General features: G+C 67.9%; 14 protein-coding genes. All 14 read right to left on the bottom strand.

Annotated features, from left to right (window positions below):
• Positions 1-18 precede the first annotated feature (18 nt).
• The gene (gene rfaE1 / locus EV671_RS08840; protein ID WP_132570945.1) at positions 19-954 is read right to left on the bottom strand and encodes a D-glycero-beta-D-manno-heptose-7-phosphate kinase; all 936 of its coding nucleotides are present in this window, start codon (positions 952-954) and stop codon (positions 19-21) included.
• A complete protein-coding gene (locus EV671_RS08835) occupies positions 951-1,523 on the bottom strand; it encodes a D-sedoheptulose-7-phosphate isomerase (RefSeq protein WP_132570944.1) in 573 nt (190 codons plus the stop codon). Before EV671_RS08835 ends, rfaE1 begins: the two co-directional genes overlap by 4 nt.
• Before the next feature lie 26 nt (positions 1,524-1,549).
• A complete protein-coding gene (gene kdoO / locus EV671_RS08830; protein WP_132570943.1) occupies positions 1,550-2,362 on the bottom strand; it encodes a Kdo hydroxylase KdoO in 813 nt (270 codons plus the stop codon).
• A 2-nt stretch (positions 2,363-2,364) separates the two neighbouring features.
• Positions 2,365-3,102, bottom strand: coding sequence for a glycosyltransferase (locus EV671_RS08825; protein ID WP_132570942.1), 738 nt, complete (start codon positions 3,100-3,102; stop codon positions 2,365-2,367).
• Positions 3,102-4,259 (bottom strand): lipopolysaccharide assembly protein LapB, encoded by a 1,158-nt coding sequence (gene lapB / locus EV671_RS08820; RefSeq protein WP_132570941.1) that lies wholly within the window; start codon positions 4,257-4,259, stop codon positions 3,102-3,104. Before lapB ends, EV671_RS08825 begins: the two co-directional genes overlap by 1 nt.
• Entirely contained in the window at positions 4,249-4,551 is a 303-nt protein-coding gene (locus EV671_RS08815; RefSeq protein WP_132570940.1) for a LapA family protein, read from the bottom strand. Before EV671_RS08815 ends, lapB begins: the two co-directional genes overlap by 11 nt.
• Positions 4,552-4,567: 16 nt before the next feature.
• Positions 4,568-4,864: an integration host factor subunit beta gene (locus tag EV671_RS08810; protein WP_132570939.1), complete on the bottom strand. Its 297-nt coding sequence runs from the start codon at positions 4,862-4,864 to the stop codon at positions 4,568-4,570.
• Positions 4,865-4,970: 106 nt separating this feature from the next.
• Positions 4,971-6,686 (bottom strand): 30S ribosomal protein S1, encoded by a 1,716-nt coding sequence (gene rpsA / locus EV671_RS08805; RefSeq protein ID WP_132570938.1) that lies wholly within the window; start codon positions 6,684-6,686, stop codon positions 4,971-4,973.
• A 154-nt stretch (positions 6,687-6,840) separates the two neighbouring features.
• On the bottom strand, positions 6,841-8,841 hold the full coding sequence (locus tag EV671_RS08800) for a bifunctional 3-phosphoshikimate 1-carboxyvinyltransferase/cytidylate kinase (protein WP_132570937.1): 2,001 nt from the start codon (positions 8,839-8,841) through the stop codon (positions 6,841-6,843).
• Entirely contained in the window at positions 8,841-9,731 is an 891-nt protein-coding gene (locus tag EV671_RS08795; protein WP_132570936.1) for a prephenate dehydrogenase, read from the bottom strand. Before EV671_RS08795 ends, EV671_RS08800 begins: the two co-directional genes overlap by 1 nt.
• Before the next feature lie 4 nt (positions 9,732-9,735).
• Positions 9,736-10,833 carry a prephenate dehydratase gene (gene pheA / locus EV671_RS08790; protein ID WP_132570935.1) on the bottom strand — a complete coding sequence of 366 codons (1,098 nt, stop codon included), beginning with the start codon at positions 10,831-10,833 and terminating at the stop codon, positions 9,736-9,738.
• The gene (serC, locus tag EV671_RS08785) at positions 10,826-11,914 is read right to left on the bottom strand and encodes a 3-phosphoserine/phosphohydroxythreonine transaminase (protein WP_132570934.1); all 1,089 of its coding nucleotides are present in this window, start codon (positions 11,912-11,914) and stop codon (positions 10,826-10,828) included. The genes pheA and serC overlap by 8 nt, the downstream gene beginning before the upstream one ends.
• Positions 11,915-11,926: 12 nt before the next feature.
• The gene (locus EV671_RS08780) at positions 11,927-12,511 is read right to left on the bottom strand and encodes a DUF2059 domain-containing protein (protein ID WP_165917509.1); all 585 of its coding nucleotides are present in this window, start codon (positions 12,509-12,511) and stop codon (positions 11,927-11,929) included.
• A gap of 4 nt (positions 12,512-12,515) precedes the next feature.
• Complete coding sequence (gyrA, locus tag EV671_RS08775) at positions 12,516-15,149, bottom strand: DNA gyrase subunit A (RefSeq protein WP_132570932.1); 2,634 nt, start codon at positions 15,147-15,149, stop codon at positions 12,516-12,518.
• Positions 15,150-15,393: the final 244 nt, after the last annotated feature.

Below are 15,393 nucleotides of genomic sequence, written 5' to 3'. Positions count from 1 at the left end.
GGCGGCCCGGCGCGGCGCTCATGCCGCCAGCTCGTCGTAGCTGACCGTGGCCGTGCCGAACTTGCCGACGACGATGCCGCCGGCCTTGTTGGCCAGGCGCATGGCCTCGGGCAGCGGCATGCCGGCGCCGGTCAGCACGGCCAGCGTGGCGATGACGGTGTCGCCCGCCCCGGTCACGTCGAACACTTCGCGGGCGCGCGCCGGCTCGTGCGTGACGCCGCTGGCGTCGAACAGGGTCATGCCTTCCTCGGAGCGCGTCAGTAGCACGGCGCCGACGGCTATGTCGGCACGCAGCGCGTCGACCTTCTTCAGCAGCTCGGCCTCGCCCTTCCAGGCGCCGGCCACCTGGGCCAGCTCGCCGCGGTTGGGCGTGATGATGCTGGCGCCGGCATAGCGCTGGTAGTCGCTGCCCTTGGGGTCGACCAGCACCGGCTTGCCCGCGGCGCGGGCCAGCTCGATCATGCGCGGAATATGGGTGAGGCCACCCTTGCCGTAGTCGGAGAACAGCACGACGTCGTGCTGCGGCAGCTGGGCGGCGAAGTCGTCCAGCATCTCGCCCAGGGCCTCGTGATCGGGTTCGTTCTCGAAGTCGACGCGCAGCAGTTGCTGGGCCCGGCCGATGACGCGCAGCTTCACGATGGTGTAGAGCTGCTTGTCCTCGCGCAGCGCGGTCGCGATGTCGCGCTCATGCAGCAGCTCGCGCAGGCGGCGCGCGGGCTCGTCATTGCCGACGACGGTCAGCAGCGTGACGCGTGCACCCAGCGTGCGCACATTGAGCGCCACATTGGCCGCGCCGCCCAGGCGCTCCTCCTCGCGTTCGATGCGCACGACGGGCACCGGCGCCTCGGGTGAGATGCGCTCGACGGCGCCGTGCCAGTAGCGGTCCAGCATCACGTCGCCGACGACGAGCACGCGCTGCGCGGCAAGCCGTTCGCGGCTTGGCAGCGTGGTCATTGACCCAGCCCCATTTCGGCCTCGATCAGGCCGCACAGTGTGTGGCCGATCAGCAGGTGGGCTTCCTGGATGCGCGCGGTCACGCCATGCGGCACGACGATGCCGTCGTCGCACAGCGCGCCCAGCCTGCCGCCATCGCGGCCCAGCAGGCCCAGCGTGTAGATGCCCATGGTCTTGGCGGCTTCGACGGCGCGCAGCACATTGGCCGAGTTGCCCGAGGTCGAGATGCCGATCAGCGCGTCGCCGGCGCGGCCCAGGCCCTGGACCTGACGCGTGAAGACGTCGTCGAAGCTGTAGTCGTTGCCGATGCAGGTCAGCGCCGAGCTGTCGGTCGTCAGTGCCAAGCCGGCGAGCGGCCGGCGGTCCTTGATGAAGCGGCCGGTCAGTTCGGAGGCCAGGTGCTGGCAGTCGGCCGCCGAGCCGCCATTGCCGCAGAACATGATCTTGCCGCCCGCCGCCAGCACGGCGGCGAGGCGCTGGCCCGCCTTCTGCACTTGCGGGTCGAGGGCGCCCAGGATCTGCATCAGCTGCAGGTGTTCGTCGAGATTGCGTAGAAACAGGGAACTCATACCGGGCCTTGGCGAGCGGCGAATTATCAGAGCAGCGGCCGGCCGGTGACGCGGCGCAGGATGCCCAAGGGGCTGGCCTCGGGGACGGTCTGGGCCTCGGCCGCGAGGTGCAGGGTCTGCTCCATCATGAACTGGCCCGACATGACGGCGTGGGCGGTTTGGTCGGAGTAGCAGACCCAGGTCGAGCCGGGCGGGAAGGGCATCGTGACCTGGGGGCAGTCGCGCTGATAGTCGAGGTCACCCTTCATGCCGTCGTGCAGCTGCAGCATCAGGTGGTCGTACTCGGTGCGCAGCGACTTGGTGACGTGCAGGGCGCGCAAGACCTTGGCCTGCCAGGCGGAGTAGGGCTTGGCGCGCGGCACGAAGCGGCGGGCGATGTCCTCGAAGGCTTCGCCAACGCGCCAGACGCGCGGCTCGCCATTGGGGTTCAGATTGGTGAACACGCGCAGGATGCGCTCGCCGCGGTTGGGGCGCGACGGGAAGGCATCGACATGCAGGCGGCGGTCGTCGGCGCGCCAGGACTGCCTGCGCGACTCGACCTGGGTGGGGCGGTAGCTGGTCGGCGCCAGGCGCAGCGCGGGCTTGTAGGCCGGCGCGATGGCGTCGATGAGGGCGCAGGCCTGGGTGCGGAAGCGCCCGATCATCGCGGCCAGGCGCTCCTTCTCCTCGCCCTGCACGGCCGCGCCGGCGAGCACGCCGTCGTTGCGCAGGCTGATGTTGCGGGATTTCTCGTCGCGCACGTCGGCGCGCAGCAGCTTGCCGGCTTCGAGTTCGGGCACGAGGCCGGCGATGGGCCTGGCCCAGTCGCGGCTATCGACGGTGACGATGCGGTCATTCATGTTCACTCCCGCCAATGGTCGGCGATCCAGCTTGCAGGACGGGCGTGGCGCCAGTTGCCCTCGGAGCGGCCGACCAGCGCGTCCGGCGGGTTCATCACGCCGTGGAAGACGAGCACGCGGGCGCCCTGGGGGATGAAGGGGTCGCGCCAGAAGCTGGTGGGCCACAGCGGCAGGCAGTGGTATTTGTAGCTGGCACACCAGTCCCTGGGCCAGTAGCCGAGCTTGCCCTGGTCGGCCAGGAAGTGGCTGAGGTATTCCTGCTCGTTGCGGTATTTGGCGCGCACCTCGTCCTGGTGGGCGATGAAGTGCGCCAGCACGTCGGCGTGGGCGCCGATGCGGAAGCGGTAGACCGAGGAGTTGCCGGTCACGCGCCAGGGGCGCTTCCAGTCCTTGATGATGAGGAATTCGCCGGGCCGCTCGAAGAACTCGGTCATGTCGCCGACGATGACGACGTCCAGGTCCAGGAAGAGGGCCGTGCCCTTCAGCCCGAACAGGTCGGCCTGGTAGGTGCCGAGCTTCTTCCAGCCGCCGTCGCGCTTGCCCTGGGCGGCGTGCGTCTCGGGCAGGGGCAGGCATTCGACCTCGGGACGGATGCCCTGGCTGTCGTCGGTGAAGCAGACGAAACGGAAGGGTCCGCGCAGATGGCGGGCCGTCATGCCGTAGAGGCGGTTGACGTATTCGGGGCCGTATTTGCTGCCCCACTTCATGCAGATGACGAAGCGGTCTTCGGCTGCGTTCATCACGCGAGTTCCTCGATGGATTGTGGCGGGTAGCTGTCCCAGTTCAGGCAGCCAGGACATTGCCAGAAATAGTGGGCGGCCTCGAAGCCGCAGGCGGCGCAGCGGTAGCGCTGCAGCGGCTTGGCGGCCTTCTCCAGCGCCTGGATCATGGGGCCGGCTTCGTCAGCGGGCAGGGACTGCGCGTTGAGCTTGAGCAGGTCGGTGGCGGCGGACAGCACCGGCTGTTCGCGCAGATGGGCGGCGAGGCGCTCGCGTTGGATGCTGGCGTCGGGGCCGGGCTGCAGGCCGGCCAGCGCACGCAGCAGGGACATGCTGGGGCTGCGCTGGTATTGCTCCTCCAGCAGCGCGACGGCGCGCTCGGGCTGGCCCAGGGCCTTGGCCGCCGCGGCGCAGTCGGCGGCGACGAGGTTGAAGGCCGGCGGGTTGGCGGCGAGCAGCTGCGTGAAGGCGGCCAGTGCGGCTTCGGGCTGGCCGGCCTTCAGCAGCATCTGGCCCTGCAGCACATAGGCGCGCGCGGCTTCGGGGGCGCGACGCTGGGCCTGGCCGAGGAGTTCCTGGGCCAGATCGGCATGGCCCTGGGCCTGAGCCACCAGCGCCTGTTCGCAGAGGTAGTGCGCAATGCGGTTGGAGAAGGAGCCGGTCCCCGCGGCCTCCAGCTCCGCGGCGACCTCGGCAGCCTTGGCCCAGTCGCGTGAACGCTCGTACAGCGACAGCAGGGCCAGGCGGGCCTCGCGCTCGAAGGCGGTGCCGCGCAGCTCGGCGTAGGCGTCCTCGGCACGGTCGAACAGGCCGGCCTTGAAGAAGTCCTGGGCCAGCTCGTGCTGGGCGCGGTCGCGGTCGGCCTTGGGCAGGTCGCCGCGGCGCAGCAGGTGCTCGTGCACGCGCACGGCGCGCTCGGTCTCGCCACGGCGGCGGAACAGGCTGCCCAGTGCGAAGTGCAGCTCAGAGGTGTCGGGGTCGTTCTGGACGGCCTCGATGAAAGCGTCGATGGCCTTGTCCTGCTGCTCGTTCAGCAGCAGGTTGAGCCCTTTGAAATAGGCCTTGGGCGATTCACGCTGTTCGAGCTTCCATTGCCGCGAATCGAGCTTGGAGGCCAGCCATCCGAGAACGAAGACGACGGGCAGGACGAAGAGCAGCCAGCGCGGATCAAACTCCATCTTGGTGGGCGGCGTAGGGAACGGCAGGCGCCTCGGGCGCGGGAGTGGGGGCGGCGGCGGGCTGGGGCTCGATGCGCTGGGCGGCGCGGCGGTGGCGCCACCAGGCCGGCACCATGGCCAGCACGCCGAAGGCGGCGCCCAGGCCGAAGGCCAGGAGCACGATGATGACCTGGGGCGCGCGCCATTCGTGGCCGAAGAACCAGCGCACGACGGCCTCGTGGCTGTTGTTCAGCGCGAAGGCGAACAGCGTGAAGAAGAGCAGGGCTCGCAGGAGCCAGACGAGGGTGCGCATGGCCCCGGATTTTGCGTCAGTCGGTGACCGGCAGATGCTCGTCGACGGCCTCGCGCAACGCCTTGCCGGGCTTGAAATGAGGCGCCAGCTTCTCGGGGATCATGACCTGCTCGCCGCTGCGCGGGTTGCGGCCCACGCGGGGTGGGCGGCGGCTGATGGAGAAGCTGCCGAAGCCGCGGATCTCGATGCGGTGGCCACGCGCCAGCGCATCGCTCATCGCGTCGAGGATGGTCTTGACCGCGAACTCGGTGTCGCGCTGGGTCAATTGGCCAAATCGTTCGGCGAGCACGGCGACGAGGTCGGAGCGGGTCATGACGAAGTTTTGCTGAATTCGGAATTGAAACAGGCCCGCTGGCGAGGCCGGCGAGCCTGTGGGGAGCATACCCGGCCTGCAAGCAGGCCGGGCGGTCAACGAGGGCTTAGTTGCCCTGGTTGTCCAGCTTGGCGCGCAGCAGGGCGCCCAGGCTGGTCGTGCCGGCGTTCTCACGCTCGTTCGACTGGCTGATGCGCTGCATGGCTTCCTGCTGGTCGGCGTTGTCCTTGGCCTTGATCGACAGCTGGATGTTGCGGGTCTTGCGGTCGATGTTGACGATGACGGCGGTGACTTCGTCGCCTTCCTTCAGCACGTTGCGGGCGTCTTCCACGCGATCGCGGGAGATTTCCGAAGCGCGCAGATAGGCCATCACGCCATCGGCCAGCTCGACTTCAGCGCCGCGCGGGTCGACGGTCTTGACCTTGCCGGTCACCGAGGCGCCACGGTCGTTGATCGTGGTGTAGGCGGTGAAGGGGTCGCTGTCCAGCTGCTTGATGCCCAGGGAGATGCGCTCGCGCTCGACGTCCACGGCCAGCACGACGGCTTCGACTTCCTGGCCCTTCTTGAAGTTGCGAACGGCGGTCTCGCCGGACTCGTCCCAGGACAGGTCGGACAAGTGCACCAGGCCGTCGATGCCCTGGGCCAGGCCCACGAACACGCCGAAGTCGGTGATGGACTTGACCGGACCCTTGACCTTGTCGCCGCGCTTGACGTTCTCGGCGAACTCTTCCCACGGGTTGGCCTTGCACTGCTTCATGCCCAGGCTGATGCGGCGCTTGTCTTCGTCGATTTCCAGGACCATGACTTCGACTTCGTCGCCCAGCGAGACCAGCTTGCTGGGGGCGATGTTCTTGTTGGTCCAGTCCATTTCGGAGACGTGCACCAGGCCTTCGATGCCCGGCTCGATCTCGACGAACGCGCCGTAGTCGGCGATGTTCGTGACCTTGCCGAACAGGCGCGTGCCGGTCGGGTAGCGGCGGGCCACGCCGAACCAGGGGTCGTCGCCCAGCTGCTTGATACCCAGCGAGACGCGGTTCTTCTCGGCGTCGAACTTCAGGACCTTGGCGGTCAGTTCCTGGCCGACAGTCACCACTTCGCTCGGGTGACGGACACGGCGCCAGGCCATGTCGGTGATGTGCAGCAGGCCATCGATGCCGCCCAGGTCCACGAACGCACCGTATTCGGTGATGTTCTTGACCACGCCGTTGACGATGGCGCCTTCGGACAGCGTCTCGAGCAGCTTGGCGCGCTCTTCACCCATGGAGGCCTCGACCACCGCGCGACGCGACAGCACAACGTTGTTGCGCTTGCGGTCGAGCTTGATGACCTTGAATTCCATGGTCTTGCCCTCGAAGGGGCTCATGTCCTTCACCGGGCGGGTGTCCAGCAGCGAGCCGGGCAGGAAGGCGCGGATGCCGTTGACCAGGACGGTCAGGCCGCCCTTGACCTTGCCGGAGACGGTGCCGGTCACGAAGTCGCCGGACTCCAGGGCCGTTTCCAGGCTCAGCCACGAGGCCAGGCGCTTGGCCTTGTCGCGCGACAGGATGGTGTCGCCGTAGCCGTTCTCGATGGCGTCGATGGCGACGGAGACGAAGTCGCCGACCTGGACTTCCAGTTCGCCCTGGTCGTTCTTGAATTCGTCGATGGGCACATACGCTTCGGACTTGAGGCCGGCGTTGACGACGACGAAGTTGTGTTCGACACGAACGACTTCGGCCGAGATCACTTCACCGGCGCGCATGTCGGAGCGCTGCAGCGACTCCTCGAACATCGCGGCAAAGGATTCCATGCCGGAGGCTTGGGCGGTTTGGGTTTGGGACATGTTGATTGACCTTGGATAGCACCAGGGAGCCCCGGCGCTGCTTGCAGACGAGCTGCGGGTTAAGTTGTTGACATCGCCGCACCCGGTGAGCTGACGCTCGGGAGGGGAGTGCGGCGGGCCGTGGCTTCTCAGGCCTGGGCCGCCCCGACGGAGGTCAGAACGGCCGGCGCCGTTGCCACCAGCCCAGCACCTGGGTGACCGATTCCTCGATACCCAGCGCCGAGTTGTCCAGCAGCAGCGCGTCTTGCGCGGGCTCCAGCGGCGAGGCCGAGCGGTTCTTGTCCCTCTCGTCCCGAGCCTCTAGATCTTCGCGCAAGCTTTCGATATTAGCGGAAATTCCTTTGGAAATCAATTGCTTATACCGGCGCTCGGCGCGCGTGGCGGCGCTGGCGGTCAGGAAGACCTTGAGCGGTGCGGCGGGGAAGAGGGCGGTGCCCATGTCGCGGCCGTCGGCGACGAGGCCGGGCAGGCGACGGAAGTCCAGCTGCAGCTGATGCAGGGCGGCCCGCACCTGGGGATGCACGGCCACCTGGGAGGCCAGCAGGCCGGTCGCCTCGGCGCGCAGCCGGGCGCTGACGTCCTCGGTGCCAAGGAAGACATGGCCTTCGCTGAAGCGCAGTCTCAGCGAAGGCACGATGGCCGCGACGGCCGCACCGTCGTCCAGGTCCAGGCCGGCACGGCGCGCGGCCAGGCCGGTCACGCGGTAGAGCGCCCCCGAGTCCAGCACGCCGAATCCCAGGGCCTTGCCCACTTCGTCTGCCAGCGTGCCCTTGCCGGAGGCGGTGGGGCCGTCGATGGTGATGACGGGGATGTCGGCGGCGTTGGCGGTGACCACGCCGAACAGCGTCTCGAAATAGTCCGGGAAGGTCTTGGCGACGCACTGCGGCTCGAGGATGCGCACCGGCACGGCGGCGTCGGTCACGAGGCCGTTGAAGGCCGCCAGCGAGAAGCACATCGCGACGCGGTGGTCGTCATAGGTGTGGATGGCGGCGGCCTTCCAGTCCTGCAGTGGCTGCACCCGGATCCAGTCCGGGCCTTCGTCGACAGTCGCGCCGAGCTTGCGCAGCTCGGTCGCCATCGCGGCGATGCGGTCGGTCTCCTTGACGCGCCAGCTGGCGATGTTGGTTAGCGTCGTCGGGCCGTCGGCATACAGCGCCATGACGGCCAGCGTCATCGCCGCGTCGGGGATGTGGTTGCAGTCCAGCGTCAGGCCCTTCAGCGGCCAGGCACCGCGGCGTACTTCCAGCCAGTTCGGGCCGGCCTTGACGTCCGCGCCCATCGCGGCGGCGGCCTCGATGAAGCGCACGTCGCCCTGCAGGGACTCGCTGCCGACGCCTTCGATGCGGATGGGTGTGTCCGTCGCGGCGATGGCGCCCAGGCCGACGAAGTAGGACGCCGACGACGCATCACCCTCGACGAAGACCTCGCCCGGCGAACGGTAGCGGCTGCCGGCCGGAATGACGAAGGCCTGCCAGCCCTCGCGCCGCACATCGATGCCGAAGCGCGCCAGCAGAGCAAGCGTGATCTCGATATAGGGCTTGGAGATCAGCTCGCCGATGACCTCGATGCGGATGTCTCGTTCGGCCACCAGCGGCAGCGCCAGCAGCAGCGCGGTCAGGAACTGGCTGGACACGTCGCCGCGCACGCGTACCGGGGTAGCCAGCGCGAGTGCGGTCGGCCCGTTCAAGCGCAGCGGCGGGTAGCCGGGGTTGCCGAGGTCGTCGATGGCGCAGCCCAGGCCGCGCAGCGCGTCGACGAGGTCGCCGATGGGCCGCTCGTGCATGCGCGCGACGCCCGAGACCTCGAAGCTGCCGCCCTGGGTCGCGGCCAACAGCGCGAGGGCCGCGGTCAGGGGGCGCATGGCCGTGCCGGCATTGCCGAGGAAGAGCTTGGCGTGCTTGGCCAGCAGCTTGCCGCCGAGGCCGACGATGCTGACGGTGTCGTCGTCCTGCGCCACACCGCAGCCTAGAGCGCGCAGCGCGTCCAGCATGACGGCGGTGTCGTCGGAGGCCAGCAGGTCGCGCACGACCGTGCGGCCTTCGCTAAGCGCGGCCAGCAGCAGCACGCGGTTGGAGATGCTCTTTGAGCCGGGCAGGCGCACCGTGCCCGCGGCGCCGCGCAGCGGCGGCAGGTCGAGGAAGGGGATCTTGAACATCACTTAGCCGCAGGGCGGCCGGGAGGGATCGTGGGAAGGCTCCAGGCCGAGCGGCCTTCGGAGATGGGGCGCAGCGCCGCTTCCAGCGCGGCCGCGTCGCCGGCTTCGATCAGGGCTTCGAGCTGGTCCAGCATGGTGCGGAAACGCTTGGACTGCGCCAGCACTTCATGCTTGTTGGCCAGGAAGATGTCGCGCCAGACGGCCGGCTCGCCCGCGGCAATGCGCGTGAAGTCGCGGAAGCCGGGGCCGGCGAGGCTGAGGTAGTCGCGCGCGGCGGGCTGCTCGGCGATGGCCTGGAAGAAAGCGAAGGCCAGCAGGTGCGGCAGGTGGCTGACGGCGGCGAAGGCGGCGTCGTGGTTGTGGGGCCGCATCTTCAGCACCGTCGAGCCCAGGGCCGACCAGACGTCGGTCGCCTTCTGCACCAGTTGCGGGTTGGTGAAGGGCTGGGGCGTCAGGATGACCTGGCGGCCTTCGTAGAGCGTCGCCTCGGCGTGTTGCACGCCGCCTGACTCCTTGCCGGCGATGGGGTGGCAGGGCACGAAGCTGGCGGCGCGGTCGCCCAGCGCGCGGCGGGCCGACTCGATGACGTCGCACTTGGTCGAGCCCACGTCCATGAAGAGTACGCCCGGGTTCACGAGATGGCGGATGGCCTTCAGCGTGATTTCGGTGGCCGACACCGGCACGGCGATCAGCACGATGTCCGAGCCCGACACGGCCAGCAGGGCCGATTCGGCAGCGACGTCGATGACGCCGAGCTTCTTGGCCTGCTCGGTGGTGGAGGGCGACTTGCTGTAGCCGATGACGCGCTTGACCAGGCCGGCGCGCTTCATCGCCAGCGCAAAGCTGCCGCCCATCAGGCCGCAGCCGATCACGCCAAGCTGGTTGAACATCGTCTCAGGCCTTTACCGGGTAGGCACCCAACATCTTGAAGAAGGCGCAGAGCTCGCGCAACTCCGCCAGCGCCGCGGCGACATGGGGCTGGCTGGGATGGCCGTCGAGGTCGATGTAGAAGTAGTACTCCCACTGGCCGGTGCGAGCCGGGCGGGACTCCAGGCGGGTCATGGACACGCCGTGCTTCTTCAGCGGCACGAGCAGGTCGTGCATCGCGCCAGGGCGGTTGGGCACGGAGACGACGAGGCTGGTGCAGTCGCGGCTGGTGGCGGGCGGCGCGGCCATGGTCTGCGGCAGGCAGATGACGGCGAAGCGGGTGCGGTTGTAGGCCTCGTCCTGGATGGCGTGGGCCGTGATGTGCAGGCCGAACAGCGTGGAGGCGCGCTCGCTGCCCAGCGCTGCCCAGGCCGGGTTGGTGGCGGCCAGCCGCGAGCCCTCGGCATTGCTGGACACCGCCCGGCGCTCGACGTCGGGCAGGTGCTTGTTCAGCCAGTTCTGGCACTGGGCCAGGGCCTGGGGGTGGGCCAGCACCGCCTCGATGCCGTGCATGGACGGTTCCTTGCGCATCAGGTGGTGCCGGATCAGCAGGCTGACCTCGCCGACCACATGGCAGGGCGTGTGCAGGAAGAGGTCCAGCGAGCGCGTGACGACGCCCTCGGTCATGTTCTCGACACCGACGACGCCGAACTGCGCACTGCCGGAGGCCGTCGCGTGGAAGACCTCGTCGAAGCTGGCGCAATAGATCATGTCGGCGGCGCCGCCGAAGTATTCGATGGCGGCCTGTTCGCAGAAGGTGCCGACGGGGCCAAGCACGGCCACGCGCTGCGGCGATTCGAGCGCCAGGCAGGCGGACATGATCTCGCGCCAGATGGCGGCCACATGCTCGGCCTTCAGCGGGCCGGGGTTGGCGGCGCGGATCTTGTCGATGACCTGGGCCACGCGATCCGGGCGGAAGAAGGGCGTGCCCTCGGCGCGCTTGATCTCGCCGACCTGCTCGGCGACGCGGGCGCGCTGGTTCAGCAGCTCCAGCAGTTGCTTGTCCAGGCCATCGATCTGGTCGCGCAGGGCCAGCAGGGCGGGGGTGGAAACGGGCTCAGCCATATCGGGCCTCGAAGTCCTTCAGGAAGTCGACCAGGGTTTTGACACCCTCCAAGGGCATGGCGTTGTAGATGGACGCGCGCATGCCGCCGACGGACTTGTGGCCCTTGAGCTGCAGCAGGCCGGCGGCTTTGGCCGCGGCGAGGAAGGCATCGTTGAGTTTTTCGTCGCGCAGGAAGAACGGCACGTTCATGCGCGAGCGGCAGGAGGCGTCGACCCGGTTCTCGTAGAGGCCGGAGGCGTCGAACGCCGAATAGAGCAGAGCAGCCTTGTCGATGTTGCGCTGCTCGATGGCGGCAAGACCTTGCTTGCCGGCGTATTCGAAACCCTTGACCCACTGGAACACGAGGCCGGCGACGTAGATCGCGAAGGTCGGCGGCGTGTTGTACATGGACTGGGCGGCGGCCACGGTCTGGTAGTTGAAGGCCGAGGGGCAGATGTCGAGGGCGTGGCCGAGCAGATCGTCGCGGACGAAGACCAGGGTCAGGCCGGCCGGACCGATGTTCTTCTGTGCGCCGCCGAAGGCCAGGCCGACACGGTCCCAGGCTATGGGGCGGGAAAGCAGGTGCGAGGAACAGTCGATGACCAGCGGCACGCCGTGGGTCAGCTGCGGTAGTTCGTGGAACTCGACGCCGTCGATGGTTTCGTTGGTGCAGACATGCACATAGGCGGCGTCATCGCGCAGCCGCCAGTCGCGCGGAATCTCGCGGCCATTGCCCTCGGCGGCAATCTGCACGTCGGCATAGCGGCGTGCCTCGGCGGCACTCTTGCGCGACCAGGAGCCGGTCACGACGACGTCGACCTTGCCGCCACGGCTCAGGTTCATTGGCAGGAAGGCGTTCTCGCCCAGGCCGCCACCCTGCATGAAGAGGATGCGGAAGTTGGCCGGCACGGCGAGCAGCTCGCGCAGGTCGGCCTCGGCCCGCTCGTAGATCGAGATGAACTCCTTGCCGCGGTGGCTCATCTCCATGACGCTCATGCCGCTGCCTTGCCAGTCCAGCATCTCGGCTGCCACCTGGTGCAGCACGGGTTCGGGCAGGGTGGCAGGGCCGGCGGAGAAGTTGAACGGGCGGGGCGAGGTCATCGAGGGGCGGGTTTACTTCTTTGTGGGAGCGGGCGCGGCGGGCTTGGGGGCCGAGGCGGTGGGCGCGGGGATGCCCAGCTGCTTGGCCAGCGAGGCGTGCAGGGCCTTGAAGCGATCCTGCAGCGTGGGGCCGGCCTCGCCGAGGACCTTGTCGAGCAGCGCCTTGTTCAGCTCCATCTGGGTCTGGCCGAACTTCTTGCTGACCGGCGACTCGAACCAGGCCAGGACCTGCTTGAGTTCGTCTTCGGTGAAGCGCTCGTCGAGGAAGGCGGCCGTGGTGGTCGGCGCCATCCGGGCGGCCTTGTCCTTCACATAGGCCACGTTGTCGTCGACGAATTTCTTGATCTCGGCCTCCATCGCCTTGGCCGTGGCCTCGCGCTTCTCGGCGGGGACCTGTTGCAGGGCCTGGCCGGCGCTCTGCATCAGCGGGCCGATGGGCTGCTGCACGATGTTGCGAGCCAGCAGTTCGGCCTGCGGCTGCTGCAGCTGCACCAGCTTGTCGATCAGGGCCTTCTTGGCGGGCGAGGGTTCGGCCAGCGCGGTGCCCGCGGCCAGTGCTAGGGACACCGCCAGGGCCAGGCCCAGCTTGCGAGACATCATGTCAGTCCTTGGGGGCTTCGGGGTTGTCGCCGGATTCTTCAGGCTCGGCGGAGGCATCCGCCTCGTTGGCGTCGTTCTCGACGATGCGTTGCAGGCCCGACAGCTTGGCGCCGTCGTCCAGCGCGATCAGCGTGACGCCCTGGGTGGCGCGGCCGAGCTCGCGGATCTCGGCGACGCGGGTGCGCACCAGCACGCCCTTGTCGGTGATTAGCATGATCTCGTCCTCGGGGCGCACCAGCGTCGCCGCGACGACGCGGCCGTTGCGCTCGCTCTGCTGGATGGCGATCATGCCCTTGGTGCCGCGGCCGTGGCGGGTGTACTCGGTGATGGCGGTGCGCTTGCCATAGCCGTTCTCGGTGGCGGTCAGCACGGACTGGTTCTCGTCCTCGGCGACCAGCATCGCGATCAGGCGCTGGTCGGGCTCGAGCATCATGCCGCGCACGCCGCGGGCGGTGCGGCCCATCGGGCGCACATCGTCCTCGTCGAAGCGCACGGCCTTGCCGCCATCGCTGAACAGCATCACGTCGTGGTGGCCGTCGGTCAGCGCGGCGCCGATCAGGTGGTCGCCCTCGTCGAGGTCGACGGCGATGATGCCGGCCTTGCGCGGGTTGCTGAAGTCCTTCAGCGAGGTCTTCTTGACCGTGCCCATGGCCGTGGACATGAAGATGAAGTGATCTTCAGGGAAGCTGCGGAACTCGCCGGTCAGCGGCAGCACGACGGTGATCTTCTCGCCGGCCTGCAGCGGGAACATGTTGACGATGGGCTTGCCGCGCGAGTTGCGCGAGCCCTGCGGCACCTCCCAGACCTTGAGCCAGTAGACGCGGCCGCGGTCAGAGAAGCACAGGATCCAGTCGTGGGTGTTGGCGATGAAGAGCTGGTCGATCCAGTCGTCATCCTTGGTCGCCGTGGCCTGCTTGCCGCGGCCGCCGCGGCGCTGGGCGCGGTATTCGCTCAGTGCCTGGCTCTTGATGTAGCCGGTGTGCGAGAGCGTCACGACCATGTCGGTCGGCGTGATCAGGTCCTCGGTGCCCAGCTCCTGCGCGTTGTGCTCGATGACGCTGCGGCGCGCGCCCAGCTTGGTCTGGCCGAATTCGGTCTTCAGCTGCACCAGCTCGTCGCCGATGATGGTCGTCACGCGCGAGGGCGTGGCCAGGATGTCGAGCAGGTCGGCGATCTCAGCCATCACGTCCTTGTATTCGCCGACGATCTTGTCCTGCTCCAGGCCGGTCAGGCGCTGCAGGCGCATCTGCAGGATCTCGCCGGCCTGCGCTTCGGACAGGCGGTAGAGGCCGTCGGCCTGCATGCCGAACTGGGCCTCCAGGCCCTCAGGGCGGTAGGACTGGCCGCCACCCTCGGCGCGCGCCAGCATCTCGCGCACCAGCGACGAGTCCCAGCTCTTGGACATCAGCGCGGCCTTGGCGACGGGCGGCGTCGGCGAGGTCTTGATGGTCTCGATGAACTCGTCGATGTTGGCCAGGGCGACGGCCAGGCCTTCCAGCACATGGCCACGCTCGCGCGCCTTGCGCAGTTCGTAGATCGTGCGGCGGGTCACCACCTCGCGGCGGTGCTCCAGAAACACGACGATCATGTCGCGCAGATTGCAGAGCTTGGGCTGGCCGTCGACGAGGGCGACCATGTTCATGCCGAAGCTGTCCTGCAGCTGGGTCTGCTTGTAGAGGTTGTTCAGCACCACCTCGGGGACTTCGCCGCGCTTGAGCTCGATGACGACCCGCATGCCCGACTTGTCGGACTCGTCCTGAATGTGGCTGATGCCCTCGATCTTCTTTTCCTGCACCAGCTCGGCGATGCGCTCGAGCAGGGTCTTCTTGTTGACCTGATAGGGGATCTCGTCAACGATGATCGCCTGGCGGTTGCCCTTGTCGATGTCCTCGAAGTGCACCTTGGCGCGCATCACGACGCGGCCGCGGCCGGTGCGATAGCCGTCGCGCACACCGGCCAAGCCGTAGATGATGCCCGCGGTGGGGAAGTCCGGCGCCGGGATGATCTCCATCAGATCGTCGACGGTGACCTCGGGGTTGCGCAGCGCCAGCAGGCAGGCATCGATGACCTCGTTGAGGTTGTGCGGCGGGATATTCGTAGCCATGCCGACGGCAATACCCGCCGAGCCGTTCACCAGCAGATTCGGCAATCGGGTGGGCAGTACCAGCGGTTCCTTGTGGCTGCCGTCGTAGTTGGGTCCGAAATCGACGGTTTCCTTGTCGATGTCGGCCAGCATTTCGTGAGCGATTTTGTCGAGACGAATCTCGGTGTATCGCATCGCCGCGGCGTTATCGCCATCGATGGAGCCGAAGTTGCCCTGGCCGTCGATCAGCATGTGGCGCAGGCTGAAGGGCTGGGCCATGCGCACGATGGTGTCGTAAATGGCCGAGTCGCCGTGCGGGTGATATTTACCCATGGTTTCACCCACGGCCTGAGCACTCTTGCGGTACTTGGCGTTGTAGGTGTTGCCCATCTCGTTCATCGCGTACAGCACGCGGCGATGCACGGGCTTCAAGCCATCGCGGGCATCGGGCAGGGCGCGCCCCACGATCACGCTCATCGCGTAATCGAGGTAGGAGCGACGCATCTCCTCCTCGAGGCTGATCGGCAGGGTTTCCTTGGCGAACTGGGTCATGCGGGCTGGCTCTCGCGTGCGCTACATGGGCGCGACGGATGGGTGGCGAAAGGCGCGGATTCTAAGCGGCCGCGCCCCTGTAGCAGCAGCGCAACATCGTCACCGTGCCTACGAACGTAGGCCGCCACAATGCGTTCGTCCCGGTGCCCCCATGGCACAATCGTCGAGTCCCTAGGAAAAACCCTCGGTCTTTCCTAAGGTTAGAGGTTGAGTACTGACTCTCGCAGGGCAACTGCGGCATTCC

Source organism: Roseateles saccharophilus (genome assembly GCF_004342485.1).
Lineage (GTDB): Bacteria > Pseudomonadota > Gammaproteobacteria > Burkholderiales > Burkholderiaceae_C > Pelomonas > Pelomonas saccharophila.
This window is presented reverse-complemented; position numbering and strand designations above follow the sequence as displayed.